This is a genomic window from Paenarthrobacter sp. NPDC089307 (assembly GCF_040685055.1).
Lineage (GTDB): Bacteria > Actinomycetota > Actinomycetes > Actinomycetales > Micrococcaceae > Arthrobacter.
The window spans coordinates 43,297-69,098 of record NZ_JBFBHE010000001.1 but is presented as its reverse complement, the minus strand read 5'-3'; the positions used below and the strand labels follow the sequence as shown (position 1 = coordinate 69,098).

The window sequence follows — 25,802 nt, the reverse complement described above, 5'->3', positions numbered from 1 at the left end:
ACCGGAGCTATAGTTGGCTCGCCTCGGAGCCTTTGGGTTGCTTGCTGCCGGCTTTACCGTTGCCTTCTTCATGCTCATGGCGAAGCAGCGCAATAGCGGATTCGAAGTCATCCAGTGATTCAAAAGCCTGGTAGACGCTTGCGAAGCGGAGGTAGGCAACCTCATCCAGTTTGCGGAGCGGTCCAAGGATGGCGAGCCCTACCTCGTGGGCATCGATCTCTGCTGCGCCGGAGGAGCGGATGTTTTCTTCCACTTCCTGGGCAAGCATGGCGAGGTCGTCTTCGGTCACCGGCCGTCCCTGGCAGGCTTTGCGCACGCCACTGACGACCTTGATACGGCTGAATGGTTCACCCACCCCGGAGCGTTTGATCACGGAGAGGCTGGTGGTCTCCACGGTTGTGAAGCGGCGGCCACATTCCGGGCACTGCCGGCGGCGGCGGATGGACGAGCCGTCGTCTGCCATACGGCTGTCGACAACCCGGGAATCGGGATTCCGGCAGAACGGACAATACACGCTGGGCCTCCCCTGACAACTCCGGCACGGCGACCAACCCGGCAGGACGCCGGATACGAAAAGGTGCCGGAAGATTCACTTCCGGCACCAGTTTACGTAGATGAACACCCTAATGACAAGCTTGTAATTACTACATGTAGTGGTGGCGACCCTTATATGTAGTGGTTATCGGGCTACTGAAAGCGGATGCGGACGGCATCACCGTGGCCCGGGAGGTCCTCTGCACCGGACAGGCTGACGATGTGGCTGCTGACCTGTTCAAGGGCCCCGCGGTCGTAATTGATGACCTGCACGGCCCGGAGGAAGGTAGTTACGTTCAATCCCGAAGAAAACGCCGCTGTACCGCTGGTAGGCAGCACGTGGTTTGAGCCGGCGCAGTAGTCGCCCAGGCTGACGGGGCTGTAATCCCCCACGAAAATTGCCCCGGCGTTGTGGATCCGCGCAGCCACCCCGGACGCGTCCGCCGTCATGATTTCAAGGTGCTCTGCGGCATACGCATTGCAGACCGCAATACCTTGCTCAAGGTCATCCACCAGCACCACGCCGGACTGCGGACCGGACAGGGCCTCCAGAACGCGGGCGCTGTGCTTGGTTGCGGCCGCTTGCCGTTCGAGCTCACTGACGACGGCGGCGGCCAGCTCCGCGGAGTCGGTCACCAGGACCGAAGCTGCTTTGGGATCATGCTCTGCCTGGCTGATGAGGTCGGCCGCCACCAATGGGGCCTGGGCGCTGGAGTCGGCAAGGATGGCGATCTCGGTTGTTCCCGCCTCCGAGTCGATGCCCACCACGCCTTTGACCAGGCGTTTGGCCGTGGCCACGAAGATGTTGCCGGGACCCGTAACAACATCCACGGGCTCGATGGGCAGTTCATCCCCGGAGCCCGGGATGCCGTAGGCGAAAGACACAATGGCCTGGGCGCCGCCGATGGCGTAGACCTCGTCGATTCCCAAAAGCTTGGCTGCCGCGAGGATCGTGGGGTGCGGAAGTCCGCCAAAGTCCTTCTGCGGCGGTGACGCCAAAGCGATGGATTCGACGCCGGCGGCTACCGCGGGGACAACGTTCATGATGACCGACGACGCCAGCGGAGCGAGGCCTCCGGGAACGTACAGCCCCACGCGGCCCACCGGAATCCAGTTCTGGCTGACAACGGCGCCGTCGCCCAGCGAAACGTCCACGTTGCTGGGGCGCTGCCTCTCGGCGAACTGCCGTGCACGGCTTATTGACTCCTCAAGGGCGGCGCGGACGTCCGGATCAAGCCCGGCCAGGGCCTGGGTCAACGCTTCCGGGGAAACCCTGGGGTGCGACTGCTCAACGCCGTCGAACGTGCTGGCCAGCTCTGCCAAGGCGCTGAAGCCGCGGTCGCGGACAGCGGTAATGATGTCCTGGACCTTCTGTTCCGCATCCGCCATGGTCTGATGACGTGCCCTGGGAACTGCTGCGCGGAGCTCGGCCAAGGAGAGGCGGCGGCCCCGGAAGTCAATGCTCCGGAAATTGAGGGCGGTTGGGGCGGAAGTATCGGAGGAAGTGGTCACCCGGCTATTTTACGGGCTTGGTTGAGAGAACCCCGAATAAAGACAGAACGAACGTGACGAAGGCTGTGGCACCGGTCCAGAGAAGAAGGACGGCGTAGGACCGGAGCGTGAACCCATACCCTGGACCGAGGTTCGGGTTGGGCGGAGGACCCCACAACTGCGCGGCCAGCAGGCCGGCCAGCCACGCTGTGAGTGCACCTGCCACTCCTCCAAGCAGGGCGTACACCAAACGGCGGCGGGCGCTGGATCCCAGAAGCTTCCCGTCCAGCAAGAGGCCTGTGGCGCACCCCGACACCAGCATCAAGGCCGCGAGGACCAGGTCGCGCGGCAGCCACGACTCGGGGTTGTCAGGATTGGACAGATCAGGATTGCCGGAGAGGAGGTTGAGGCCCCCTGGAGCCAACAACCACCACAGCAGGCCCACGACGATTCCGGAAACCGCAGGCAGAACAAGCCATAGGATGTCCTTCGCTGGGCGTATTCCGGGGCCCGAAGCCGGTTCGGAAACAGCTGGAAGGTTCACAATTGGCTCGGTCATGCAACCCAGATTAACAAAGGTTCACGCTTGCCCCGCAAAAGGGTGATCCTCAGCGCGGGAGGAATACTCTGGGAAGAGAGCACAAGCCCACCCCAGGAGAACAGCACCGTGGCAAGCGAACCATCCGGCTTCGAACAGACATTCCGGGAAATGTTCCGCAGGCATGCCGCAGGAGTTGCCATCATTACGGCCAATCTCAACGGCAAACCCTTCGGTTTCACGGCCACGTCCGTGGCGTCACTGTCCGCCGAGCCTCCACGCTTCACGTTCAACATGGCCAGGAGTTCCAGTTCGTGGCCCGCAGTGGCGAACGCCGAATACATCGGCGTTCACATGCTGGGGCTCGAAAACCAGGCCCTGGCCAACCGCTTCGCACGGACCCGCGACCGGTTCGAGGGCGACCACTGGGAACCCGGCCCTCACGAGGTACCCATCCTTAAGGACGTCAGCGGCTGGCTGGTGGGCAAGATCCAGATGCGGCTGTCCTTCGAGAACAACGCAGTGGTTGTCGTGGAGGTAGTGGACGGGCAAGTGGGCGGGGACGGCGCTCCGCTGCTGTACCACAGCGGCGCCTACAGCAAGCCGACGCCGCTCGACTACGAGATCTGATCCCGCCGGCCTTGCAGCTGGCTTGCCAGTGATCGAGACAGGACAGCTGGCCAGAATGGCCAGCTGTCCACGCAGCCTAGTTGTCCGGGCAGCCTAGTTATCCAGGCAGGCCGGTCCCAGCAGGACCTTGAGATCTCCAAAGAGCGACGGGCTGGGGTTCACCCGAAGGTGCACTGGCAGGCCCATGACCTCCACCTTGGTATCGCCCATGAGCTTCAGCCGGACCTCTGAATTCCCGCGGTGCGTGCGAAGGACATCGCGCAGGTCCGTGACGACGGCCTCAGTAGCCTTGAACGTGGGAATCGTGATCACTACGGGACCGTTGACGCTTTCGCTCAGGTCCGGAACCGAGAGTTCCATGCAGTTCAATGTCACAGCGCCATCATCCCGACGCTGCAGCCGGCCCTTGACCACCACGATCAGGTCTTCGGCCAGCACCGAGGCAATGGGACCGTAGACCTGGCCAAAGAACATGACCTCCATCGACGCACCAAGGTCCTCGATTTCCGCCCTGGCGTAGGCGTTGCCACTGGCTTTCGCGATCCTGCGGCTCAAGGAGGTGATCATGCCGGCGATGGTGACTATGGCGCCGTCGTGTGGTCCGTCCTCGGCGATGATCGAGGCAATGGACTGTTCCGCATGCTGGCTCAGCACACCCTCCAGCCCCTGCAGGGGGTGGTCGGACACGTACAAGCCCAACATGTCCCGCTCGAAGGAGAGCTTGTCCTTCTTTTCCCATTCAGGCAGGTCCGGGATCTCGGTGGTGAGCGAAGCTTCCGGCTCCTGGTCTTCAAACCCGGCGAAGAGATCGAACTGCCCGATCGCCTCATTGCGCTTGAGGGTAATCACGGAATCGATCGCTTCTTCGTGAATCATCGCCAGGGCCCTGCGATGGTGGCCCAGGGAGTCGAAGGCGCCGGCCTTGATCAACGATTCAATGGTGCGTTTGTTGCATACCACCGCGGGGACCTTCAGGAGGAAGTCCTTGAAGGACGTGTACTTTCCCTCCGTAGCCCGTGTGGAGACCATGGCATCCACCACGTTGACGCCAACGTTTCGGATGGCACCCATGCCGAAACGGATGTCCGTTCCCACCGGGGTGAAGTTCAGCGACGATTCGTTGACATCCGGTGGGAGCACCGTGATGCCCATGCGGCGGCACTCGTTGAGGTAGATGGCGGACTTGTCCTTGTCATCACCCACAGAGGTCAGCAGGGCCGCCATGTACTCCGGCGCGTAGTGCGCCTTCAAGTAGGCCGTCCAGTAGGAGATAACCCCGTAGGCGGCCGAGTGCGCCTTGTTGAAGGCGTAGTCGGAGAACGGAAGCAGGATGTCCCAGAGCGTCTTGACCGCAGCCATGGAATAACCGTTGTCCTGCATGCCTTGGGAGAATCCGGCGAACTGCTTGTCCAGTTCGGACTTCTTCTTCTTGCCCATGGCGCGGCGAAGAATGTCTGCCTGGCCAAGCGAGTAGCCTGCCAGCTTCTGCGCCACGGCCATGACCTGCTCCTGGTACACGATCAGGCCGAAGGTGCCGCCGAGGATTTCCTTGAGCGGCTCCTCCAACTCCGGATGGATCGGGATGACTTCCTGAATGCCGTTCTTGCGCAGGGCGTAATCCGTGTGGGCGTTCGCGCCCATGGGGCCCGGCCGGTACAGGGCCAGGACTGCGGAAATGTCTTCGAAGTTGTCAGGCTTCATGAGCTTGAGCAGCGACCGCATGGGGCCGCCGTCGAGCTGGAACACGCCCAAGGTGTCTCCCCGGGCCAGAAGCTCATAGGAGGCAGCGTCGTCCAGCGCGAGATTTTCGAGGTCGAGGTCGATGCCGCGGTTCATTTTGATGTTTTCCAGGGCGTCCGAAATGATCGTCAGGTTTCGGAGGCCCAGGAAGTCCATCTTGATCAGGCCGAGGCCCTCGGAAGTGGGGTAGTCGAACTGGGTGATGACCTGGCCGTCCTGGAACCGGCGCATGATCGGAATGACGTCGATGATGGGGTCCGAGGACATGATGACGCCGGCCGCGTGGACGCCCCACTGGCGTTTCAAGCCCTCGATGCCCAACGCGGTCTCGAAGACCTTCGCGGCCTCCGGGTCGGTGGCGATCAGCTGGCGGAAATCTCCTGCTTCGCTGTAGCGCTTTGACTCCGGGTTCTGGATATCCGCCAGCGGAATGTCCTTGGCCATGACAGCCGGCGGAAGAGCCTTGGTCAACGTCTCACCCATGCTGAACGGGTAGCCGAGCACGCGTGAGGAGTCCTTAAGCGCCTGCTTGGTCTTGATGGTTCCATACGTCACGATCATCGCCACGCGCTCGTCGCCGTACTTCTTGGTGACGTAGTCGATCACTTCCGAGCGGCGACGATCATCGAAGTCGACGTCGAAGTCGGGCATGGAAACGCGGTCCGGGTTGAGGAAGCGTTCGAAGATCAGGCCGTGCTGCAGCGGGTCGAGGTCGGTGATGCGCATGGCGTAGGCCACCATTGAACCTGCACCGGAGCCACGACCCGGACCCACGCGAATGCCGTTGTTCTTGGCCCAGTTGATGAAGTCCGCCACGACAAGGAAGTATCCCGGGAAGCCCATGGACGTGATGACGCCGAGTTCATAGTCCGCCTGCTTGCGGACCTTGTCGGGAATGCCTTGGGGATAACGGTACTTGAGGCCGGCGTCCACTTCCTTGACCAGCCACGACGTCTCGTCTTCGCCGGGCGGGCAGGGGAAGCGTGGCATGTAGTTCGCGCCCGTATTGAAGGAAACTTCGCAGCGCTCGGCGATGAGGAGCGTGTTGTCGCAGGCTTCCGGGTGGTCGCGGAACAGCTCGCGCATTTCCTGCGGGGACTTCAGGTAATAGCCACTTCCCGAGAAGGCGAAGCGGGAACCGCCGTTGTCGTAGGTTGGCTCCAGCAGCGTGGAACCGGACTGGATCGCCAGGAGGGCCTCGTGGGCCTTGGCGTCGTGCTCATGGGTGTAGTGGAGGTCGTTGGTGGCTACCAGCGGCAGGTTGAGTTCCTTGGCCAGGCGGAGCAGGTCACCTGTAACGCGCCGTTCGATGTCCAGCCCGTGGTCCATCAACTCGCAGAAGTAGTTTTCCGCGCCGAAGATGTCGCGGAATTCGGCAGCTGCTTCCACAGCCTCGCGGTAAAGGCCCAACCGCAATTTGGTTTGTACCTCACCGGACGGGCACCCCGTGGTGGCAATGAGGCCTTCAGAGTAGGTGTTGAGCAATTCGCGGTCCAGGCGCGGCCACTTGCCGAAGACAGAATCCAAGGATGCGATCGACGAGGCGCGGAACAGGTTCCTCATGCCCACGTTGTTGTAGCTGAGCAACGTCATGTGGGTGTATGAACCACCACCGGAGACGTCGTCCTTGCGCTGGCTCTCGTCGCCCCAGCGAACACGCTCTTTGTCACCGCGGGCGGTCCCGGGCGTCACATAGGCTTCGACGCCGATGATCGGCTTGATGCCCTTGTCCGTCGCCTTGCGCCAGAAATCGAAGGCTCCAAAGAGGTAGCCATGGTCCGTGGTAGCCAGGGCCGGCATGCCCAGGCGTTCAGTTTCGTCGAACAGCTCCCCCAGCCGGGCCGCTCCATCCAGCATGGAGTATTCGGTGTGGGTGTGAAGGTGGACGAACGAATCATTGCTGGAAGTCACCACGACAGTCTACCGTCCCGGGGCCGACGGAAAACGGAACCGCGACTGGACAATCTACCAGTCCACGGCACCTCCCGGTTCACGGCAACCATTCAGGCTAGGCGGATCCTGTGGCGAGCAGATCCAGGGCGTACTGGAGGTCTGCCGGGTACTCGCTGGCAACTTCCACCCATTCCCCTGTTCGGGGATGTGTGAAGCCGAGCTGGCGTGCATGCAACCACTGCCTCGTCAACCCCAGGGTCGCTGCCAGCCGGGGATCGGCGCCGTACGTGAGATCTCCAGCACAGGGATGACGCAACGCGGAGAAGTGAACCCGGATCTGGTGGGTCCGTCCTGTCTCCAGGTGCACTTCCACCAGGGTCGCTTTGCCGAAGGCCTCCAGGACCTCATAGTGGGTTACCGAGGGACGTCCGTCCTCAATGACGGCAAAACGCCAGTCGTGGCCAGGGTGGCGGCCAATGGGAGCGTCAATGGTGCCGACCAAAGGATCAGGCAGGCCCTGGACAACGGCGTGATAGACCTTGTCAACCGTGCGTTCCTTGAATGCCCGCTTCAACACCGTGTAGGCATGTTCGGTCTTCGCCACGACCATGACACCGGACGTGCCGACGTCGAGCCTGTGGACGATTCCGGCCCGCTCAGGCGCCCCGGACGTGGAGATCCTGTAACCCGCCCCGGCGAGGCCGCCAACCACCGTGGGGCCCACCCACCCGGGAGATGGGTGCGCTGCCACTCCTACAGGTTTGTCGATGACAACGAAGTCTTCGTCGTCCAGCAGGATCTTCAGGCCTTCCACAACTTCCTCCACCACTTCCAGGGGGTCACGCCGGTCCGGAACAGTAACGTCCAGTACTGCTCCGGCGACAAGCTTTGCCGACTTTCCCAGAGGTGCGCCGGCGCTGGTGACGTTGCCCTCGGCAATCAGCAGCGCCGCGGCGGAACGCGAAATGTCCAGCAATTGGGACAGGCCGGCATCCGCCCTGACACCCGCCAGATGCTCAGGTACAACCACCGGGTCACTCACCGGAAGCACCGCCGCCAGCTGCCTTGGCATCCCCGGAAGACTTCGCGGCAGCCACGTGCCGGGTACCGTCCATGCCGATACCCCGCAGAGTCAGCAAACAGATAATGACAACGCCAGATACCACCGCGGAGTCGGCGATGTTGAAGATGGCGAAATTGGGCAGCTGGATGAAGTCGACCACATGGCCCATGGCGAACGAGGGCTCCCGGAAAAGGCGATCCGTCAGGTTGCCAAGCGCGCCTCCCAGGAGAAGCCCAAGAGAGAGTGCCCACCACGCAGATCCCAGGCGGCGAAGCTGGAACAGGATGGCCACCGATACTGCGGCCATGACGATCGTGAAAATCCACGTCACGTTTTCGCCGATGGAAAACGCGGCACCGGAATTCCTGATGTAGTACCAGTGCAAGAGTGGGGGCAGGACCGGAATCCGTTCGCCCTCCGTCATGGTGCTGGTCACCCAGAGCTTGGTGAACTGGTCAAACGCGTAGGCGAACGCGGCGAAGCCGGCAAAAAGCCAGAGCATGGCCGGACGCCACTTGCGCTGCGCTGTGGGCGCTGGCTGCGAGGCGTCATTGGTAAGGTCGTCGGTCATAGTGCTTTCATTCGGGAGGCGTGGCAGTCTGCTTTTGGAGCTTTAACAGCAAAGGCCGGCGGCCGAGGAGTCCTCAGCCACCGGCCTTCAGAATACTTGCTAAACGTCTGCGGTTGCTTCGCCGACCTCAGGGGCAGCAACGGAACCACGGGCGTCGAGATCGCGCAGCTGGCCTTCGATGTAGGCCTTCAGGCGTGAACGGTAGTCGCGCTCGAAGCCACGGAGCTGCTCAACCTTGCGCTCAAGGACAGAACGCTGCTGCTCGAGGGCGCCAAGGATCTTGCGGGACTTCTCCTGGGCGTCGTTGACGAGGCTGGAAGCCTCGATCTGAGCCTCGGCAATGATCTTTTCCTTCTGCTGCGCACCGTCGGATACGTGCTTGTCGTGCATCTGCTGCGCCATGGCGAGCAGGCCTGCAGCGGATTCAGCGGAGGGGGTAAGGCTGTTGCTTGCGGCCGGAGCCTTGGCAGCGGCGGCAGCCTGTTCGGCTTCCTTCTTCTTGGCAGCTTCGGCAGCCTTGGCTTCAGCCTCGGCCTTCGCCTCAGCTTCCTTGTCGACCTTGACGGGAGCCGGAACCTTTTCGACGACCGGAGCCGCAGCAGTTGCAGCAGGCACAGCGGAACCAGCCTCGCCGAGCTTCTTGCGGAGCTCGTCGTTTTCCTGGTTCAAGCGGCGCAGTTCCACCACGATCTCGTCGAGGAAGTCATCGACCTCGTCCTGGTCGTAGCCTTCGCGGAACTTGGTCGGCTGAAAGCGCTTGTTGACAACGTCTTCTGGCGTCAAAGCCATCTGGTCACCTCGTTGGTCTAGTTAGTCAGTAGGCCTTCCGGCCGTTCAAAACTACGGTACCTAAATAACATCTTGTTCCTCCAATTCAACACCATCGTGTTGAATTGGCGAATTTGCGGCCTGTGAACCATCGGTGGTCCAGGTTCCGCGGGCAGCTAAGCCAGGCTGTTGGTCACCGCCATGGCGATACTCACGGCAATTATCAGGATCAGGAAGCCCAAATCCAAGGAAATTCCGCCCAGTTGCAGTGGGGGTATCAGCCGACGGAGCCTTCCCAGGGGAGGATCCGTGACGGAGTAAACCACATGTGCTGTAACCAATGCCACACCCCGAGGCCGCCACTGGCGGGCGAACATCTGGACCCACTCGAAGATGAGGCGGATGATCAGGGCGATGAAGAACAGCAACAACACAATATAGATAAGGCCGAAAACAATGCCCACGAGTTAGCTCAGATCTCCCACTTGTTCCGGAATGCCGATCGGTCCCTACTATTGCAACACAGATGCCAGGCAGGGTGACCCGCCTGGCATCCGCTTAACAGCTTGTTGTCAGCTTTGGTTGAAGAAGCTGGCCTGCGTTTCGCTGGCCTTCTTGTCATCTCCGATGACTTCAACATACGACGGCGACAACAGGAAGACCTTGTTGGTGACCCGCTCGATACTGCCGTGCAGCCCAAAGACGAGTCCGGCGGAGAAGTCCACCAGGCGCTTGGCATCTGCTTCGCCCATGTCGGTGACATTCATGATGACCGGGATGCCGTCCCTGAAGCTCTCACCGATGACCTTGGCATCGTTGTAGGAACGGGGATGAACGGTGGTGATCTGCCTCAAGCCCGAGGCATCTTCGCGGCTGGACGCCGCACGCTTAATTGGTGTCACGGGTGCGCGGTATTCCTCTTCGACCTCAACGGGTGGCATTTCACGGACAACTTCCCGGACGGGAGCGGGCGCGCGTCGCTCTTCCCGATCCTGCGTCTGGGGGCGTTCTTCGTCGTGGTGCGCGGCGACGGACTGCTCAGATTCGTAGTGTTCATCGCCGTCGGCGAGCCCAAGATAGATCATTGTCTTGCGCAGAGCGCCAGCCATGGTGCACTCCTATCATTTCTGCAGTAGGCGGGCCGCCATGACTTGACATATTGGAACCCCGGCCCGTCATTCCAATACTTTGACGCTACCCCACGGCCGGACGGGAACCGAGAATATCGGAGCCAATTCTCAGGTGTGTCGCCCCGAACTTTACCGCGGCTTCCAAGTCCTGGCTCATGCCAGCGGAGATGCCTGTCGCGGAGGGATGGTCGCCCCGCAGAGCCTCGGAAATGCCGGCCAACCTGTCGAAAGCCTCTTCCGGATCGGCGCCAAGCGGCGCAACTGCCATCAGGCCTGCCAACCGCAGGCCGTCCGCAGACTCGATTCTTCCGGCGAGGTCCCTCACGTCTGCCGGAGCGGCACCGCCCCTGTGCCCGCCGGCGTCGTTGTCCAGGCTGACCTGGATGAAGCAATCGAGATCGTCCCTGCCTGTGGCATCCTGCTCCCGGGCCATGGCTTTTGCCAGTGCGTCTACTAATTGGGGCCTGTCGATCGACTGGACCGAGGAAGCATATTTGGCGACGGACTTGGCCTTGTTGCTTTGCAGCTGGCCAATGAAATGCCAGCGGATGGCCAACCCACTGAGCTCGGCGGCTTTTGCCGCAGCCTCCTGGTCGCGGTTTTCTCCGACGTCGGTGATCCCCAGGGCCGCCAGCCGGCGAACGTCGTCCGCAGGATGGAACTTGGTCACGACTATCAACCGGGGCACTTCGGCGCGACCGGCGGCTGCCGTGGCTGCGTCAATTCGGCGGCGGACGACGTCGAGGCGCTCCGCAAGCGCGGCAGCGCGGGCGTCAGCGTCCCATCGCACTTGGTCGTTGCCTTGGCTAGTCATGCGTCCACACCAATCCTGCGAATCTGCCGGTACGGGAGTCCCGCCGGTATGAAAACAGCGCATCGCTTTCCAAGGTGCACTCCCCCAAGTACTCCACGACGACGCCGGACTCCCCCAATTGGGCCTGGACTCCAGCGGGCAAGTCCAAGGACGGGGTGCCCCAGGAAGTGGAAGACCACGTCGCCGGAACGTGTGCCGCGACCTCGGAACGCAATTGCTCCGGGACCTCGTAACAGGATCCGCAAATGGATGGGCCTACCCAACCCCGGATATCCACGGCCCCGCGGTTGCGCATTTCGGCAACCGTGGCAGGAACAATGCCTGCGGCAACGCCAGGGCGCCCGGCATGGGCCACGGCGATGACCGGCCGATTGACGGAATCGGTCCCAACCAGCACCACCGGCACGCAATCAGCCACCATGACGGCCAAGGGTTGGGGCGCTTGATCCGGCAGCACCGCCGCCGAGACCATGGCATCGGCGGTCGGACCGGCACCGTGGGACTCGATGAATTCCACGTGGTTGCCGTGCACTTGATCCATGAATTGGAATCTGTTCGCACCCAACCTCGCAGCCTCTTCCAACCGGCTGCGGCGGATATGAACGTCCTGCGGGTTGTCCCCCACGTGGAGGGCCAGGTTCCCGGCGCCTGTATCCGTGAAGGCTACAGAGACGCCGGGCCGGACTTCATCGCGCCACAAAAACACCAATACCGACTCTTTCGAACGTGGCTTACTTCAAGAAGTCAGGAACGTCGAGGTCGTCAGAGCGGCTGCCCGAAAGATCCGGTTCCACTACTGCGGGGAGATCGACGTCGAAGCCCGAGTCGGCGGGGAGGGCGGAAGGACGCTGCTGGCCCCAGTTGCTCAGGCCTGCGGCGCCGATGCCAGCAGTGGCGTGCTGCGGGGCGGCAGCGTTCGACGGGGCGCTGGACGGCGCGGCCGGACGATCGGCCGGCACGGGGTTCTGGGCCGGACGGGACTGGTCCATGGAAGGCGAAGTTGCCTTGACGTCGTCAAAACCTGCGGCAATGACAGTTACGCGGGCTTCGTCACCCAGGGCGTCGTCGATGACGGCACCGAAGATGATGTTGGCTTCGGGGTGCGCGACTTCCTGCACAAGGCGGGCTGCCTCGTTGATTTCGAAGAGGCCGAGGTCCGAGCCACCCTGGATGGAGAGCAGGACACCGTGGGCACCGTCAATGGAAGCCTCCAGGAGCGGGGAGGCGATGGCAAGTTCCGCAGCCTTGACAGCACGATCCTCACCGCGGGCCGAACCAATACCCATCAGGGCGGAGCCGGCGCCCTGCATGACGGACTTGACGTCGGCAAAGTCGAGGTTGATCAGGCCCGGCGTGGTGATGAGGTCGGTAATGCCCTGGACACCGGAGAGCAGCACCTGGTCCGCGGAGCGGAAGGCGTCAAGGACAGAGACGTTGCGGTCGCTGATGGACAGCAGGCGATCGTTGGGGATCACGATCAGGGTGTCGACCTCGTCGCGAAGGGCGTCAATGCCGGCTTCGGCGGAACCTGCACGACGACGGCCCTCGAACGTGAACGGCCGGGTCACCACGCCAATGGTCAGCGCACCCAGTGAACGGGCGATGCGCGCAACGACGGGAGCTCCACCGGTGCCGGTGCCACCGCCTTCTCCGGCGGTAACGAAGACCATGTCAGCGCCGCGGAGGACTTCTTCGATCTCATCAGCGTGGTCCTCGGCGGCCTGCTTGCCGACCTCCGGGTTTGCTCCGGCGCCCAGACCGCGCGTCAGTTCGCGGCCGACGTCAAGCTTGACGTCGGCGTCGCTCATGAGCAGCGCCTGCGCGTCAGTATTGATGGCGATGAACTCGACTCCCCGAAGGCCGACCTCGATCATGCGGTTGACTGCGTTCACGCCACCGCCGCCGATGCCGACGACCTTGATGACGGCCAGGTAATTCTGCGGTGCTGCCACGTTTCGTGCCCCTTGCTTGTGTCCTATAGCGAAACTGATCGAGTCCAACTTGAATCCTTGGACCTTAACCCTCTAGTTGAAGGTTATAGTTATGTCAAGTAACTCTACTGCGACGGTATTTCCTATGGTTCGCACATGCAATGACCGCTTGCGCGTGTCGTGTGAATGTCGCGAATTAAGGTTGTCGCCGGCTGCAGGGTTACATTCTCAAAGCTGCTTATTTTGTGAATGGATGCCGGGGAACGCTGACGTCATAGACGTTGACGGGAACCTTGGGATCGGCCGGCATCTTGAGCAGCGCTTCAAGTGCCTTCGCCTTCAACTCCCTGTCCTCGGCATTGCCCCACACTACCGTCTTTCCGTCCACGAGCTTCAGTTCCACGGCATCGGCAGAAGCCGCCGAGGCAGTGGACATCCTTGCCCGGACGTCCGCGGGCAGGGTGTCCAGAACCGCGGCGATTGCCTTGAACAACTCCGTATTGGTTGATCCGGCGCCGGCATCGATCAGCGGCAAGGCCACGGCAGAAGGATCCTGCGTGGCACCCAGCTGGACTCCATCGACATCAACCAGGATGTAGGAATCACCCTGCTTCAAGAGAGCCACGGGAACACGCTCATTGACGTGCACCAACAGCCCCGACGGGGGTCGGGCTTCCATGGTGGCCGACCGGACCTGGACCAAGGGTTTGAGGAGCTCGTTGATTTCCTGCTCGCTGACCTGTGGGAGTGGCTTGCCTTCCAGGCCCGACAACGCCTTTTGGACAGCGTCGGGCGTGAGCAGCGTGGTGCCGTCAACCGTGATGGTCCGCACTGCCAGAACCGGAGAAAAGATTGCCCCGGCGATCAGGAGGGCAATAAAGGCAGCCACCACCGAAACCGTCCACCCCACAATGCGCCGTTGGCGCCTGCGCTTGGGCTCGGGAAAGGCAATGACGTTGTCCTCCGGTGAGCCGGAGGACAACGACGCTTTTCCGGCAGGTTGGCCCACCGGTTTCCCGGCAGGCTTCCCGGCAGGCTTGCCAAGCGGCCTCACCTCAGGCTCAAGATCCCGCTGGGCGCTGATGACGCCATCGGAGTTGGCGCCCCCTGCCTTGGCGGGCCGGGCGCCGGCCGGTTCTGCCTGCCGGGCAGCCGGTTTGAACGTCGGCTTCCGGGTGCTAGCCACCCAGCGCCTCCACAATGGCGGGACCAAAGGCAGTGACGTCTCCGGCCCCGACGGTGATCACGACGTCACCCTCCGCGGCCGCATCCGTGATTGCATCCACAGCTTCGGCTCCGGCTACAAGGCGTCCATTCGCCAGCTGATCGGAGATCAGGGAACTGGTGACCCCCGGGATGGGGTCCTCCCGGGCCGGATAGATGTCCAGGACCAGCGCGGTGTCGGCAGCATCCAGGGCAGAGGCAAATTCCGAGGCGAATTCCCGGGTCCGCGAGAAAAGGTGCGGCTGGAAAAGGACATGTACCTTGTGGCCGCCGGCCACCGAACGGGCTGCCGAAAGGGCCGCGCGAACCTCTGTGGGGTGGTGGGCGTAGTCGTCGTATACCCGGACACCCCTCCCCTGCCCCTTCAGTTCGAATCGCCGTGAGGCCCCGGTGAAGTGACCCAGCGCTGCCGCCGCGGCAGCAGGAGCCACCCCAAGCTCAAGCGCGACGGCGAAGGCTGCTGCTGCGTTCAACGCATTGTGGCGGCCCGGTACCTTGAGTTCGAGGCGGTGGAATTCGTCGCCGAGCCCGACGGACACATCATCCGGTCCCCCATCATGGAGCCTGATGTCGGCGTCCTCCGATGTTCCGTACGTCAGTACACGAGTGGTTCCCTTCGCCGCCGTCCGTTGCGCGAGCGCAAGCGCGCCCGGGTCATCGGCGCAGGCCAGCAGGACGCCTTCAGCAGGCAACAGCGCCGCGAAAGCGTCAAAGGAGGCGAATACGGCTTCCGGCGTCCCGTAGTGGTCCAGGTGATCCGCCTCAACGTTGGTCACCACCGAGATGAGCGGCCGGTAATTCAGGAAGGACCCATCGGACTCATCGGCTTCGGCCACGAAAATATCCGAGGAACCGTCGGCTGCATTGACGCCGAGTGCCGGAACGTTAGCGCCGATGGCGAAAGACGGGTCCAAGCCGGCCTCCTTGAGCAGGACGGCGACCATGGACGTCGTGGTGGACTTCCCATGCGTACCGGCAACAGTGACCACGCGGTGGCCGGCCATGGTGGCCGCCAATCCTTCGGAACGGTGCAGGACCGGCACTCCTGCGCTCCTGGCCGCAACGAGTTCCGGGTTGTCCGCGCGGATGGCTGAGCCTGCGACAACGGTCTGGGCATCGCCCAGGTTCGCCGCTTCGTATCCGACCGCTATGCGTGCACCGGCCGCGGCGAGATCCTGCATGACAGGCAGATCCTTGGCGTCGCTGCCGCTCACTGGGACGCCCCGGGCAACCATGATGCGGGCGACGGCGGACATGCCCACGCCGCCGATGCCAATGAAGTGGACGCGGCCGAGGTCCTCGAGGGGGGCGATGTTGGTGGTCATGCGGATACCGCTTCCAAGACAAGACCAGCCATGCGCTGGTCGGCGTTTCTAATACCAAGGGCTTCGGATTTTCGGGCCATGTCGTCCAGCCTGCTGCGGTCCGAGAGCAGCGGCACAAGCTCCTGCTCCAGCCACTCCGGACTGAGGTCCTGGTCCTCCACGAGAAGGGCGCCACCGGCCTGCACCAGGGGCGCCGCGTTCAGGGCCTGCTCTCCGTTTCCGATCGGCAGTGGCACGAAGACTGCGGGGACTCCAACAGCTGCGACTTCGCTGACCGTTCCGGCGCCGGCACGGGCCAGCAGGACATCGGCAGCAGCGTAGACATTCTCCATCCCGTCCACGTACTCAACCTGGCGGTAGCCTTCGCCGGCCAGCAGTCCGCCGTCGTTATCCTTGACTGCCTTGCCGACACCAGTGATGTGGAGCGTCTGGACCCCAGCCATGGCCAAGGCAGGCAAAGCCGCCGCGATGGCGCGGTTGATGCTGAGTGCGCCGGACGAGCCGCCGGTCACAATCAAGGCAGGCCTGTCAGGATCCAGGCCGAGCATGGCTTTGGCGGCCGGACCTGCCGAGCTCCGGTCGAGCGTGGAGATGGCACGCCGCATCGGCATGCCCACGTGGCGGGCGCCCCTCAAGCGGGTCCCTGCGAAGGCAACAGCGACGTGGTTGCTGAACCGGGCACCGACCCGGTTGGCCAGGCCAGCCTTCATGTTGGCCTCGTGGACAACGATCGGAATACCAAGCTTGCGCGCCGCCAGGTACATGGGTGTGCAGACGTAGCCGCCCACGCCCACCAGGACGTCGGCCCGTGCTTCTTCCAGGATGTGCCTGGCTTGCTTGATTGCTCCACTGAGGCGGCCCGGCAGCTTGATAAGGTCCGCGGAAGGCCGCCGCGGGAACGGCACCCTGTCAATGGTCGCCAACTCGTACCCGGCTTCCGGGACGAGCCTGGTTTCCATGCCCGACGGCGTGCCTACAGTCAGGATGGACGCCTCCGGACGCTTTTCCTTGATGGCATCGGCGATCGCCAGCAGCGGGCTGATGTGCCCGGCAGTTCCGCCGCCTGCGAGAACGACCGACAAAGGCTTTGAGGCGTGGGAATCAGAAGTCATGAAGTGCTAGGTACGCTTTCGTGCGGGTTTGGGTGAACGGCGCGGCAGGAATCGTGGACGTTGCTGCGGCGGCAACTGGCCGCGGGCCAAAGACAACACTACGCCCACACCGCAAAGGGACATGATCAGCGCAGACCCCCCATATGAGATGAACGGCAAGGGCACTCCCACCACCGGCAGCAGCTGGGTCACCACGGCCATGTTCATGCTGGCCTGGCCCAGGAGCCACACCATGATCCCGCCGGCCAGAGTCCGTTGGAAGGGGTCGGTTTGGCGCACAACCACGCGGAAAATAGCAATGCCCAGAATAGCGAAGAGCACCAGGACCACGATGGTTCCAACCAGGCCCAGCTCCTCACCGATGATGGCGAAGATGAAGTCGTTGTGGGCTTCCGGCAGCCAGTTGTACTTCTGGCGGCTTTGGCCAAGTCCCAGGCCCGTCCAACTCCCCTGGGCCAGGCCATACATGCCGTTGGTTGACTGGAAGTCGAAGTCGAACTGCTCGGTGCACGTCGCCGATGCCGTGCCCAGCCAGGAGGTGATGCGGCAGATGCGGTTGGAGCTGCTGACCGTGGCAAGGACTGCGCCGACCAGGCCTACGGCACCGGCTATGCCCAGCATGCGTCCCGGGACCCCTGCAAAATAGAGGCCAGCGGCAGCGATGGCCGCGATGACAATGACGGTTCCGAGGTCATTGCCGAGCATCACCAACCCGATCACGAGTCCGGCACCGGGGACCACCGGGATGATGACGTGCATCCAGCGGTTCAGGAGCTTCTGCTTCCGGGCAAGCACAGCGGCAATCCACACGCAAAGGACCAGCTTGGACATCTCGGAGGGCTGCAGGGTGACACCGCCGAGGTCGATCCAGTTCTTGTTTCCGTTGACGCTGTTGCCCATGACCTGGACCAAGGCGAGCAGAATGACAACGGCACCGAGTGCCCACCAGGACAATCTCTTCATCCAGTTCACGTTGGTCCGCGAAATGACGTACATGGCTATGAGCCCCACGACGCCGAAGCCTGCCTGCTTCATGGCGTCGGCGTAGGGAGACTTGCCCTCCGAGATGGCCTCGACGCTGGAAGCGGACAACACCATCATGATGCCGATGGCCGTCAGCGCCAGGGCGCAACCAAGAATTAGGTAGTAGGTGGAGCTGTTAGGAGCCTTGCTTTTGCCTTCAAGGCTCTCCCAGAAGCTGCGCCAGTGCCTGCGAAGCCCTTTGGGCTCCCTGCCGCCTGGCGGCGTGGCCTTGTTCTTCCCGTCCCGCGGCTCTTTGCCGCGGGTGCGGGTGGGCGTGCTGACCATTGTTACTCCTCGGTGGTCTGTGCCTGCCCTTCCACAAGCTCGCGAACTGCCTGGACGAATGCGTCGCCACGGTGAGCGTAGGAAGAGAACTGATCCATGGATGCAGCCGCTGGTGCCATGAGGACGGTGTCGCCTGGGGCTGCCACGCCGGCCGCGGACGCCACGGCCTGGGCCATGACTGTCTCGCCAAAAATTGGCGAAGCGGCGTTACCGGCTGCGGTCTGCACACTCCCAGTGTCGCCCTTGGGCTGGGGTATCACGGGGACATCCGGCGCGTGTCGCTGGAGGGAGGCCTCCAGCGGACCGGTGTCGGTTCCAATGAGGACTACAGCCTTGAGCCGCGGCGCGTGTTCCTTGACCAGCTCATCGTAGTTGACGCCTTTGGACAGGCCGCCGGCAATCCACACAACCTTTTGGAAGGCCGAAAGTGCAGCCGAGGCAGCATGCGGGTTGGTGGCCTTGGAGTCGTTGATCCACAGGATGTCGTTGTGCTTTGCCACCAGTTGGATGCGGTGTGCGCCGGGCAGGTAATTGACCAGGCCCTGCTTCACGGCCGAAGGTTCCACACCGTACGCCCGCACCAAGGCCGCGGCGGCCAGCGCATTGGCCACCATGTGGCGCGGAGCGACCGGACCGAGATCGGCCATTGCGGCAAGTTCTGCCGCCGAATCCTTGCGTTCGGCGATGAAGGCGCGGTCCACCAGAAGCCCGTCCACGACGCCCAGCATGCTGATGGCGGGCGTGTTGGTGGTAAATCCGATGGCTCGGCACCCTTCAACCACATCCGCATTCTCAACCATGCGCTCTGTTTCGATTTGCTCGGCGTTGTAGATCGCGGCCTTTTGGGTGTTTTCGTACACCTTGGCCTTGTCCGCGAGGTAGGACGCATAGGAGCCGTGCCAGTCCACATGGTCCTCGGCGACGTTGAGGCAGACGCTGGCGACCGGCGAGAGTGAGTGGCTCCAGTGCAGTTGGAAGCTGGACAACTCCACGGCGAAAACATCGTAGTCCACAGGGTCGCGCAGGGCGTCCAGGATCGGCGTTCCCACGTTGCCCACCGCGATTGCCTTCAGGCCGGCAGCCTGCAGCATGGATTCGGTCATCCCCACGGTGGTGGTTTTTCCATTGGTGCCTGTGATTGCCAGCCAGTCGGCGGTCTTGCGACCTTCGCGGACCCGGAGGCGCCATGCAAGTTCGACGTCGCCCCACACCGGAATGTGCTTGCGCTTGGCCGCTGCCAGCAGGGCTTGGTCGGGGCGCCACCCGGGCGAGGTCACCACAAGGTCGGGCAAAGCGTCCTCGAACAGCGGGAGGCTTTTGACAGCTTCCTCTCCCAACAGGACATCCACGGCGCCCACGATCTTCAAGGTGTCCGCCTGCGCCAAGGCTTTGTCAGTGGTCGCGGCATCCACTACCACCACCTTGGCCCCAAGCTCGATCAGGGTGTCGGCAGCGGAAAACCCGGACAGGCCGATGCCTGTCACTACCACCCGCAGGCCGCTCCAGTTGGCATCCCAGCTGTTCAGGTCCTTGAGCCGGTCGGAGGCGGAAGACATGGTTTCGGGGCTTTCGTTCACAGCAGCACCACCCATTCAGCGTAGAAGATTCCAAGGCCCGCGGCCACGAAAAGCCCGGCGAGGATCCAGAACCGGACCACCACGGTGACTTCCGCCCAGCCCTTCAGTTCAAAGTGGTGCTGGAGCGGGGCCATCTTGAAGACCCGCTTGCCTCCTGAGAGCTTGAAGAAGCCCACCTGGATGATGACCGAAAGGGTGATGAGGACGAACAGGCCGCCGATGAAGGCAAGCAACAGTTCCGTGCGGGAGAGGATGGCGAAGGCTGCGACGGCACCGCCGATGGCCAGGGAGCCAGTGTCTCCCATGAAGATCTTGGCCGGTGATGTATTCCACCACAGGAATCCCACCAGGGCAGCACTGAGGATCGCTGCAAGCAAGGCCAGGTCCATGGGGTCGCGCACCTGGTAACAGCCGCTGCCGGCTTCCCTGGGAGACCCGCAAGCCTGGTTGTTCTGCCAGATTCCCATGATGGTGTACGCGCCAAAGACCATGATGGATGCGCCTGCGGCCAACCCGTCCAGGCCATCGGTGAGGTTCACGCCGTTGGTGGCTGCGGTGATGATCAGGTTGGACCAGGCAATGAACAGGATCGCCCCCAGCACGGTCCCGCCGAAGGCCAGGTCCAGCCAGGGAATATCCCGTACCAGCGAGATTTGCGTCGAGGCCGGACGGAGCCCGTCCTCGTTGGGGAACTGCAGGACCAGTACTGCGAAGATAATGCCGACAGCAGCCTGCAGGATGAGCTTGGCACGGGCATTCAAGCCCAGGCTGCGCTTGTTGGAGATCTTGATGTAGTCGTCCAGGAACCCGACGAAACCCATACCGACCATGAGGAACAGCAGCAGGAGGCCTGACGCTGAGGGCCCGGCAGAGTGCGGGTTCATCATCCACATGATCAGGTGCGTCACGAAGTAGCTGATGAGCACCGCTGCCACCACGACGGTTCCGCCCATGGTGGGAGTACCGCGCTTGGTGTGGTGCGAAGTGGGGCCATCATCACGGATGAATTGCCCATAGCTCTTGGCCACCAGGAACCTGATGAACAGGGGTGTGCCTATCAAGGCCACCAGAAGGGCGACGCCGGCGCCGATCAAAAGTGCAATCACAGCAGCTCGTTCCCTTCGCTTGCGGCAGCTTCATCCGCGCTTTCTCCGGTGGGCTCGGCCCGTGGAGGTAATGCTATCCGATCACCCAAATGCCTGAGTCCGACAGCTTTGGACGACTTGAACAGGACCAGATCACCAGGTTCCAGTTCCCTTGACAGCAGTTCATAGGCTTCATCGAGCGTTTCCGTAAACGAACATTCGTCGCCCCAGGAGCCTTCCTGGATGGCCGAAATGTACAGCGCGCGGGCCTCACGGCCCACCACTACCAGCCGGGAAATGTTGAGCCGGACCACCTGGGTACCCACGGCCGTGTGTTCCCGGATGGAGTCCTCGCCAAGTTCCAGCATGGCGCCCAGGACAGCCCAGGTCCTCCTGCCTTGGCCGAGATCGGCCAGCGTCCGCAAGGCGGCCCGCATCGATTCGGGATTGGCATTGAAGGCGTCGTTGATGATGGTGACGCCGTCCTCGCGTTCGGTGCGTTCCATGCGCCAACGGCTGGCTGCGGACTGCGAACTCAACGACGACGCGATATCGGCGGCCGGGATGCCGGCAGCGAACGCCGCGGCAGCAGCTGCCAGCAGGTTCGTCACATGGTGACCACCGATCAGGCGGCTTCGAACCGGCACGGAAGGGCCGCCGTCGGGAAGTACGAGATCGAACACCGGGTGGCCCTCGGCACTGACCACCACGTTGCGTGCTTCCACTTCTTCGGTGGTTGCCGGTTTGGCGGTGAAGCCCAGGACCTTGGCTACGGTGCGTGAGCGCATCGAAGCTACGCGACCGTCGTCGAGGTTGAGAACAGCGGTGCCGTGTTCGCCAAGTGCCTCGACAAGCTCACCCTTGGTCTTGGCGATATTTTCCACTCCGCCGAACTCGCCGGCGTGCGCCGTACCGACCATCAGCACCACTCCGATGTCGGGCTTCACCATGTCCGCCAGGTACTTGATATGGCCCAAGCCCGTGGCGCCCATCTCGATGACCAGGAAACGGGTCCCGGCATCGGCCGCGAAAACAGTCAGCGGGACGCCGACCTCGCCATTGTAGGAACCCTGCGGCGCCACCGTGGCCCCGGCCGTGGACAAGATGCCGGCAAGGAGGTCCTTGGTGGTGGTCTTCCCCGCGGAGCCGGTGATTCCAATCACGGTGAACTGCTCGCCGCGCTGTTCACGCTCGGACCGGATGCGCCGGACGGACTCAGCGGCAAGCGCTCCCATCGCCACGACGGCATCGTCCACCACGACGGCGGGATACGGGCTGCCGTCCGCATCGGTCACTTCGCGTTCGACCAGGACCAGAACGGCGCCGCGCTTGAACGCGGCGTCGACGAAGTCGTGGCCGTCGGCGTGCTCGCCGGGCTTTGCCACGTACAGCGAACCGGTCGTGGCCTCCCGTGAGTCAGTAACGACGGAAGAGGGCACGATGCCCGGTTCTCCGGTCAAACGGCCATGGGTGATGTCGGCGATCTCCGCCGCAGTAAGTGCAATCATCTCGGTTTAGGACTCTATCCGCTGGTCCGGTGAAACGCTGAATCCCTTGGATGTCAAGGCAGCCCTCAACTCGACCCTGTCGTCCAGGGCGAGGTTCACGCCTTTGACTTCCTGCCACACCTCGTGGCCGCGTCCTGCGATGAGGATGGTGTCCTTCGCCGTTGCCAGGTCCACGGCGACGCGGATGGCAGCATCCCTCGGGTAGGACTCGATGATCTCGCTGGCCAGGTTTTCTTCCTCACGCGCGGCGTACGCCCCTGCCAGCACCTCGGCGCGTATGGCTGCGGCATCCTCGTCGTGGGGGTCGTCGTCGCTGATGATCACGACGTCGGCCAGCCGGGCCGCGATGGCACCCATGGTGGGCCTTTTGCCTTGGTCCCGTTGCCCTGTTGCTCCGAAAACCACGATGACCCGGGAGCCTTCTTCCGGTGAACGGACTGCTTTCAACGCCCGCGCCAGGGCGTCAGGGTTGTGGGCAAAATCAACAACGGATGCCGGTTCCGTCGAGACGAGCTGCATGCGTCCGGGAACCGCGACGGTGAAGGGGTCATGTGCGTCCAGGGCTTCCTGGAGTTTGGCTTCGTCCACCCCGGATGCCAGGACCATAAGGGTGGCCAACGCGGCGTTGGCCACGTTGAAGTCCCCCGGCAAGCCCGTGTGCACGCGCAGGGTACGGCCGTCAGAGTGTTTCAATTCAAAGTCCGAGCCCAGCCCGCGCGGCTTGATGGATGCTACCCGCCAGTCAGCGTCCGGGGCGGCGCCGGAGGTGGCCGCCGAAAGGGTGGTGACCGGGATATCCGCCCGACCGGCCAGCTTTCGGCCCCATTCGTCATCCACCGTGACTACAGCCCGGCGTGCACGTCCTGCAGTGAAAAGCTCAGCCTTGGTGTTGAAGTACTCCTCCATGCTGCCGTGGAGGTCCAGGTGGTCCTGGGTGAGATTGGTGAATCCTGCGACCTCGAACATCACTGAGTCCACGCGCCGGAAGGAGATCGCGTGCGAGGACACCTCCATGGACGCCGTATCCAATCCCCGTTCACGCATCAAAGCGAGCAGGGCGTGGACGTCCGTGGACTCCGGCGTAGTCAGGAGGCTGGGAATCGGCTCACCGCCGGCCACGATTTCGATGGTGCCAATCAGTCCAGGCCTCTTGCCCAAGGCCCGCAGCAAGGAATTGATGAAGTAGGTGGTTGTGGTCTTGCCGTTGGTCCCGGTGACACCGAAAAGTGAAGGGAAAGCTGCGTCGTCGGGTTGGCTGCGGTAGATCAGCGCGGCCAAAGGCCCGACGACGGCCCTCGGCTCGTCGACGATGAGGACGGGAACCGGCTGCTCGGCTGCCAGCGCAAGCTGGCGTGCACCGGCGTCGTCCGTCACGACGGCAACCGCACCTGCGTCGACAGCCTGCGGAACGAAGTCGGCTCCGTGGCGCGTGGCGCCCGGCAGGGCCATGTAGAGGTCGCCAGGTTCCACGGCTCGGGAATTGAGCGTAATACCGGTGATGCCGAGGTCGCTGCTGCCCTCAGGGGCAGCCACTCCCAGCGCCCTGGCAATGCTGGCCAAGGACACAGCAGCCACGGATGCGGGACGGAAGCCTGACCGTCCGGCGTCCGGCGTCGCGGTATTGGAAGCTGCCTCTTTGTGCTCTGACACGTGGTTCTCCGTTGGTGCTCGTGGAACGACCGGCCGGGGGCCAGCGGCGCCCGGGCCATTGGTAGTGGATCGAATGGGGGCCGAAACAGGCGCCCAAGAAGCTTACTTGACGAACTGGGGCAGCCGCGCGGGAGTTCCGGTGGATGGTGCCACGTTGTAGGTCCGCAGGACCTGCGACATCACCGAGCGGAACACAGGCCCGTTGGTCACACCATAGATATTTCCCTTGGGGCGCTGCAGGACCACTTCGACGATGAACCTGGGATCGTCCATGGGGGCCATGCCCACCATCGAGGCCGTGTAGCCATCGAATCCCGGCAGACCGTCCTCGCGGGGTGCCTGGGACGTACCGGTCTTGGCTCCAACGCGGTAGCCGTCAATGGCTGCGTCCTTGATCTGTCCCTCGGTCACGGCACTTTCCAGGATGTCCCGCACTTGCTGGGCGGTCTCTTTGGAGACCACCTGCCGTGGATCCTTCGCGGGGGCTTTTTGCTCCTGGCCGTCCGGGCCGATGTAGCCGTCAATGAGCCTGGGCTGAAGCATCACGCCGTTGTTGGCTATGCTCTGGAAAGCCCGGACGGTCTGCAGCGTCGACTGGGACACGCCCTGGCCGAAGAGCACCGTGTACTGCTGGCGTTCGTCCCATTGGTCGGGCGTTGCAAGGATGCCGGTCGCTTCTGCCGGCAGCCCGATGTCCGTCTGCTCTCCGATCCCGAATTTCTTCAGCCAGTCGTAGCGCTGCTCCTTGCTCAGGCGGCTTCCCACCATCACAGTGCCGGTGTTCATCGACCAGCCGAGGATGCCGGCAAGGGTGCGCTCTTCGGTACCGTGCTCGAAGGCATCCGTGAATTTCTGGCCATCGATGGTGTACGAGGGCGGAATGGTGAATTGGTCCAGCGGGAAGGACTTGCCTTCTTCGATGGCCGCCGCAGCCGTGATCATTTTCTGGACGGAACCGGGCTCGTAGGCGGCAGTGACCGAACGCACGCCGCGGTCCTTGGCATCGACCTTGCCGGGGTCGTTCGGGTCCGGAGCGTTGGTATCTGCCAGGGCAATGAGATTTCCGGTCTTCGTGTCGATCACGACGATTGAACCCCATTCGGCGTTCATCTTGTTGACCTGGCTTTGGATGGCTTGCTGGGCGAAATACTGGATGTCGGTATTGATGGTCAGTTTGACGTCGCTGCCGTCCACGGCAGGAGTCAGTTCATCAGTGGCCACCGGGATACGGAGGCCGTCTGCGCCGATTTCGAAGACGCGCTTGCCCTCAGTACCGCGAAGAATCTCGTCCTGGGTCTGCTCAATGCCCGCCTGGCCCGTGGTCCCGTCTTTGAGGAAACCGACCACCCCGCCGGCCACGCTGCCGTTCGGGTACACCCGCTTGCTGACTCCCTCGGCTTTGAGTCCCGGGATGTAGAGCTTGGTGATGCGGTCCTCAAGCTCGGGCTTGATGTCCTTGGCCACGACGAAGTAGCGCTTATCCCCCGTCAGGGACTCCCGCACCTTGGCAACGTCGGTTCCGAGCAGGGCAGCGAGGTCCGCGATGCCCTGGTCACGGGTGATTTCGTCGAGTTTTTCGGTCTTCTCGTTGTACCTGTGGAATGTCTCGGTGTTGGTGTTCACCGTCTGGTCGACCACGATGTTGTACCGGATGACGCTGCTTGCAAGGACAGTGCCGTTCGCGTCCAGGATCTGGCCGCGCTCAGCAGGAAGGACTTGCGGGGTCAGTCGCTTGGCAAGGGCAGCCTCGGCCATCCCGCCCATGTCCAGGCCCTGCACCATGAACAACTTGCCGCCCACAACCAGCAGCAGGCTGAGCATGATGCCGAGCCCAACGCGCAGCCGCCGTCGTGCCGCCGGCGTCTTCGTTTTTTTCGATGTGCCGGGGTTCTGAGCCACGTTGATTCCTT

The 25,802-nt window shown here is 63.0% G+C and carries 22 protein-coding genes; 1 reads left to right on the top strand and 21 read right to left on the bottom strand.

Annotation, left to right across the window (positions count from 1 at the left end; all coding sequences use genetic code 11):
* Window positions 1–7 precede the first annotated feature (7 nt).
* The 3 genes from nrdR to AB0N72_RS00310 form a co-directional block, all read right to left on the bottom strand.
* On the bottom strand, window positions 8–514 hold the full coding sequence (gene nrdR / locus AB0N72_RS00320; protein ID WP_363931306.1) for a transcriptional regulator NrdR: 507 nt from the start codon (window positions 512–514) through the stop codon (window positions 8–10).
* Between the two features lie 173 nt (window positions 515–687).
* A complete protein-coding gene (gene hisD / locus AB0N72_RS00315) occupies window positions 688–2,046 on the bottom strand; it encodes a histidinol dehydrogenase (RefSeq protein ID WP_363931305.1) in 1,359 nt (452 codons plus the stop codon).
* Window positions 2,047–2,050: 4 nt separating this feature from the next.
* Complete coding sequence (locus AB0N72_RS00310) at window positions 2,051–2,584, bottom strand: hypothetical protein (protein WP_363931304.1); 534 nt, start codon at window positions 2,582–2,584, stop codon at window positions 2,051–2,053.
* Window positions 2,585–2,692: 108 nt separating this feature from the next.
* Here AB0N72_RS00310 and AB0N72_RS00305 point away from each other — a divergent pair, with 108 nt between their 5' ends.
* Entirely contained in the window at window positions 2,693–3,193 is a 501-nt protein-coding gene (locus AB0N72_RS00305; protein WP_363931303.1) for a flavin reductase family protein, read from the top strand.
* A 93-nt stretch (window positions 3,194–3,286) separates the two neighbouring features.
* Here AB0N72_RS00305 and dnaE read toward each other — a convergent pair whose 3' ends face one another.
* From dnaE to AB0N72_RS00215, 18 genes are all read right to left on the bottom strand, one after another.
* Window positions 3,287–6,844 (bottom strand): DNA polymerase III subunit alpha, encoded by a 3,558-nt coding sequence (gene dnaE, locus AB0N72_RS00300; protein WP_363931302.1) that lies wholly within the window; start codon window positions 6,842–6,844, stop codon window positions 3,287–3,289.
* Between the two features lie 97 nt (window positions 6,845–6,941).
* The gene (locus AB0N72_RS00295) at window positions 6,942–7,868 is read right to left on the bottom strand and encodes an RluA family pseudouridine synthase (protein ID WP_363931647.1); all 927 of its coding nucleotides are present in this window, start codon (window positions 7,866–7,868) and stop codon (window positions 6,942–6,944) included.
* The gene (gene lspA / locus AB0N72_RS00290; protein ID WP_363931301.1) at window positions 7,861–8,460 is read right to left on the bottom strand and encodes a signal peptidase II; all 600 of its coding nucleotides are present in this window, start codon (window positions 8,458–8,460) and stop codon (window positions 7,861–7,863) included. The genes AB0N72_RS00295 and lspA overlap by 8 nt, the downstream gene beginning before the upstream one ends.
* 99 nt (window positions 8,461–8,559) lie before the next feature.
* Entirely contained in the window at window positions 8,560–9,249 is a 690-nt protein-coding gene (locus tag AB0N72_RS00285) for a DivIVA domain-containing protein (RefSeq protein WP_363931300.1), read from the bottom strand.
* Between the two features lie 155 nt (window positions 9,250–9,404).
* A complete protein-coding gene (locus tag AB0N72_RS00280; protein WP_207597124.1) occupies window positions 9,405–9,692 on the bottom strand; it encodes a YggT family protein in 288 nt (95 codons plus the stop codon).
* A gap of 108 nt (window positions 9,693–9,800) precedes the next feature.
* Window positions 9,801–10,337: a cell division protein SepF gene (gene sepF, locus AB0N72_RS00275; RefSeq protein WP_018779300.1), complete on the bottom strand. Its 537-nt coding sequence runs from the start codon at window positions 10,335–10,337 to the stop codon at window positions 9,801–9,803.
* Between the two features lie 85 nt (window positions 10,338–10,422).
* Window positions 10,423–11,172: a YggS family pyridoxal phosphate-dependent enzyme gene (locus AB0N72_RS00270; RefSeq protein WP_363931299.1), complete on the bottom strand. Its 750-nt coding sequence runs from the start codon at window positions 11,170–11,172 to the stop codon at window positions 10,423–10,425.
* A complete protein-coding gene (locus AB0N72_RS00265) occupies window positions 11,165–11,878 on the bottom strand; it encodes a polyphenol oxidase family protein (protein WP_363931298.1) in 714 nt (237 codons plus the stop codon). Before AB0N72_RS00265 ends, AB0N72_RS00270 begins: the two co-directional genes overlap by 8 nt.
* Window positions 11,879–11,903: 25 nt before the next feature.
* A complete protein-coding gene (ftsZ, locus tag AB0N72_RS00260) occupies window positions 11,904–13,124 on the bottom strand; it encodes a cell division protein FtsZ (RefSeq protein ID WP_281452354.1) in 1,221 nt (406 codons plus the stop codon).
* A 217-nt stretch (window positions 13,125–13,341) separates the two neighbouring features.
* Window positions 13,342–14,289 (bottom strand): FtsQ-type POTRA domain-containing protein, encoded by a 948-nt coding sequence (locus AB0N72_RS00255; RefSeq protein ID WP_363931297.1) that lies wholly within the window; start codon window positions 14,287–14,289, stop codon window positions 13,342–13,344.
* Entirely contained in the window at window positions 14,282–15,652 is a 1,371-nt protein-coding gene (gene murC, locus AB0N72_RS00250) for a UDP-N-acetylmuramate--L-alanine ligase (RefSeq protein WP_363931296.1), read from the bottom strand. Before murC ends, AB0N72_RS00255 begins: the two co-directional genes overlap by 8 nt.
* Window positions 15,649–16,764, bottom strand: a complete 1,116-nt coding sequence (gene murG, locus AB0N72_RS00245) for an undecaprenyldiphospho-muramoylpentapeptide beta-N-acetylglucosaminyltransferase (protein WP_363931295.1) — start codon at window positions 16,762–16,764, stop codon at window positions 15,649–15,651. The genes murC and murG overlap by 4 nt, the downstream gene beginning before the upstream one ends.
* Before the next feature lie 6 nt (window positions 16,765–16,770).
* Window positions 16,771–18,072, bottom strand: a complete 1,302-nt coding sequence (gene ftsW / locus AB0N72_RS00240; protein WP_363931294.1) for a putative lipid II flippase FtsW — start codon at window positions 18,070–18,072, stop codon at window positions 16,771–16,773.
* A 2-nt stretch (window positions 18,073–18,074) separates the two neighbouring features.
* Window positions 18,075–19,664 (bottom strand): UDP-N-acetylmuramoyl-L-alanine--D-glutamate ligase, encoded by a 1,590-nt coding sequence (murD, locus tag AB0N72_RS00235; RefSeq protein ID WP_363931293.1) that lies wholly within the window; start codon window positions 19,662–19,664, stop codon window positions 18,075–18,077.
* The gene (gene mraY / locus AB0N72_RS00230; RefSeq protein ID WP_363931292.1) at window positions 19,646–20,755 is read right to left on the bottom strand and encodes a phospho-N-acetylmuramoyl-pentapeptide-transferase; all 1,110 of its coding nucleotides are present in this window, start codon (window positions 20,753–20,755) and stop codon (window positions 19,646–19,648) included. The genes murD and mraY overlap by 19 nt, the downstream gene beginning before the upstream one ends.
* Window positions 20,752–22,242, bottom strand: coding sequence for a UDP-N-acetylmuramoyl-tripeptide--D-alanyl-D-alanine ligase (gene murF, locus AB0N72_RS00225; RefSeq protein WP_363931291.1), 1,491 nt, complete (start codon window positions 22,240–22,242; stop codon window positions 20,752–20,754). Before murF ends, mraY begins: the two co-directional genes overlap by 4 nt.
* A gap of 6 nt (window positions 22,243–22,248) precedes the next feature.
* Window positions 22,249–23,892 carry a UDP-N-acetylmuramoyl-L-alanyl-D-glutamate--2,6-diaminopimelate ligase gene (locus tag AB0N72_RS00220; protein ID WP_363931290.1) on the bottom strand — a complete coding sequence of 548 codons (1,644 nt, stop codon included), beginning with the start codon at window positions 23,890–23,892 and terminating at the stop codon, window positions 22,249–22,251.
* 102 nt (window positions 23,893–23,994) lie between these two features.
* Window positions 23,995–25,791 carry a penicillin-binding protein 2 gene (locus AB0N72_RS00215; RefSeq protein ID WP_363931289.1) on the bottom strand — a complete coding sequence of 599 codons (1,797 nt, stop codon included), beginning with the start codon at window positions 25,789–25,791 and terminating at the stop codon, window positions 23,995–23,997.
* Between the last annotated feature and the right edge of the window lie 11 nt (window positions 25,792–25,802).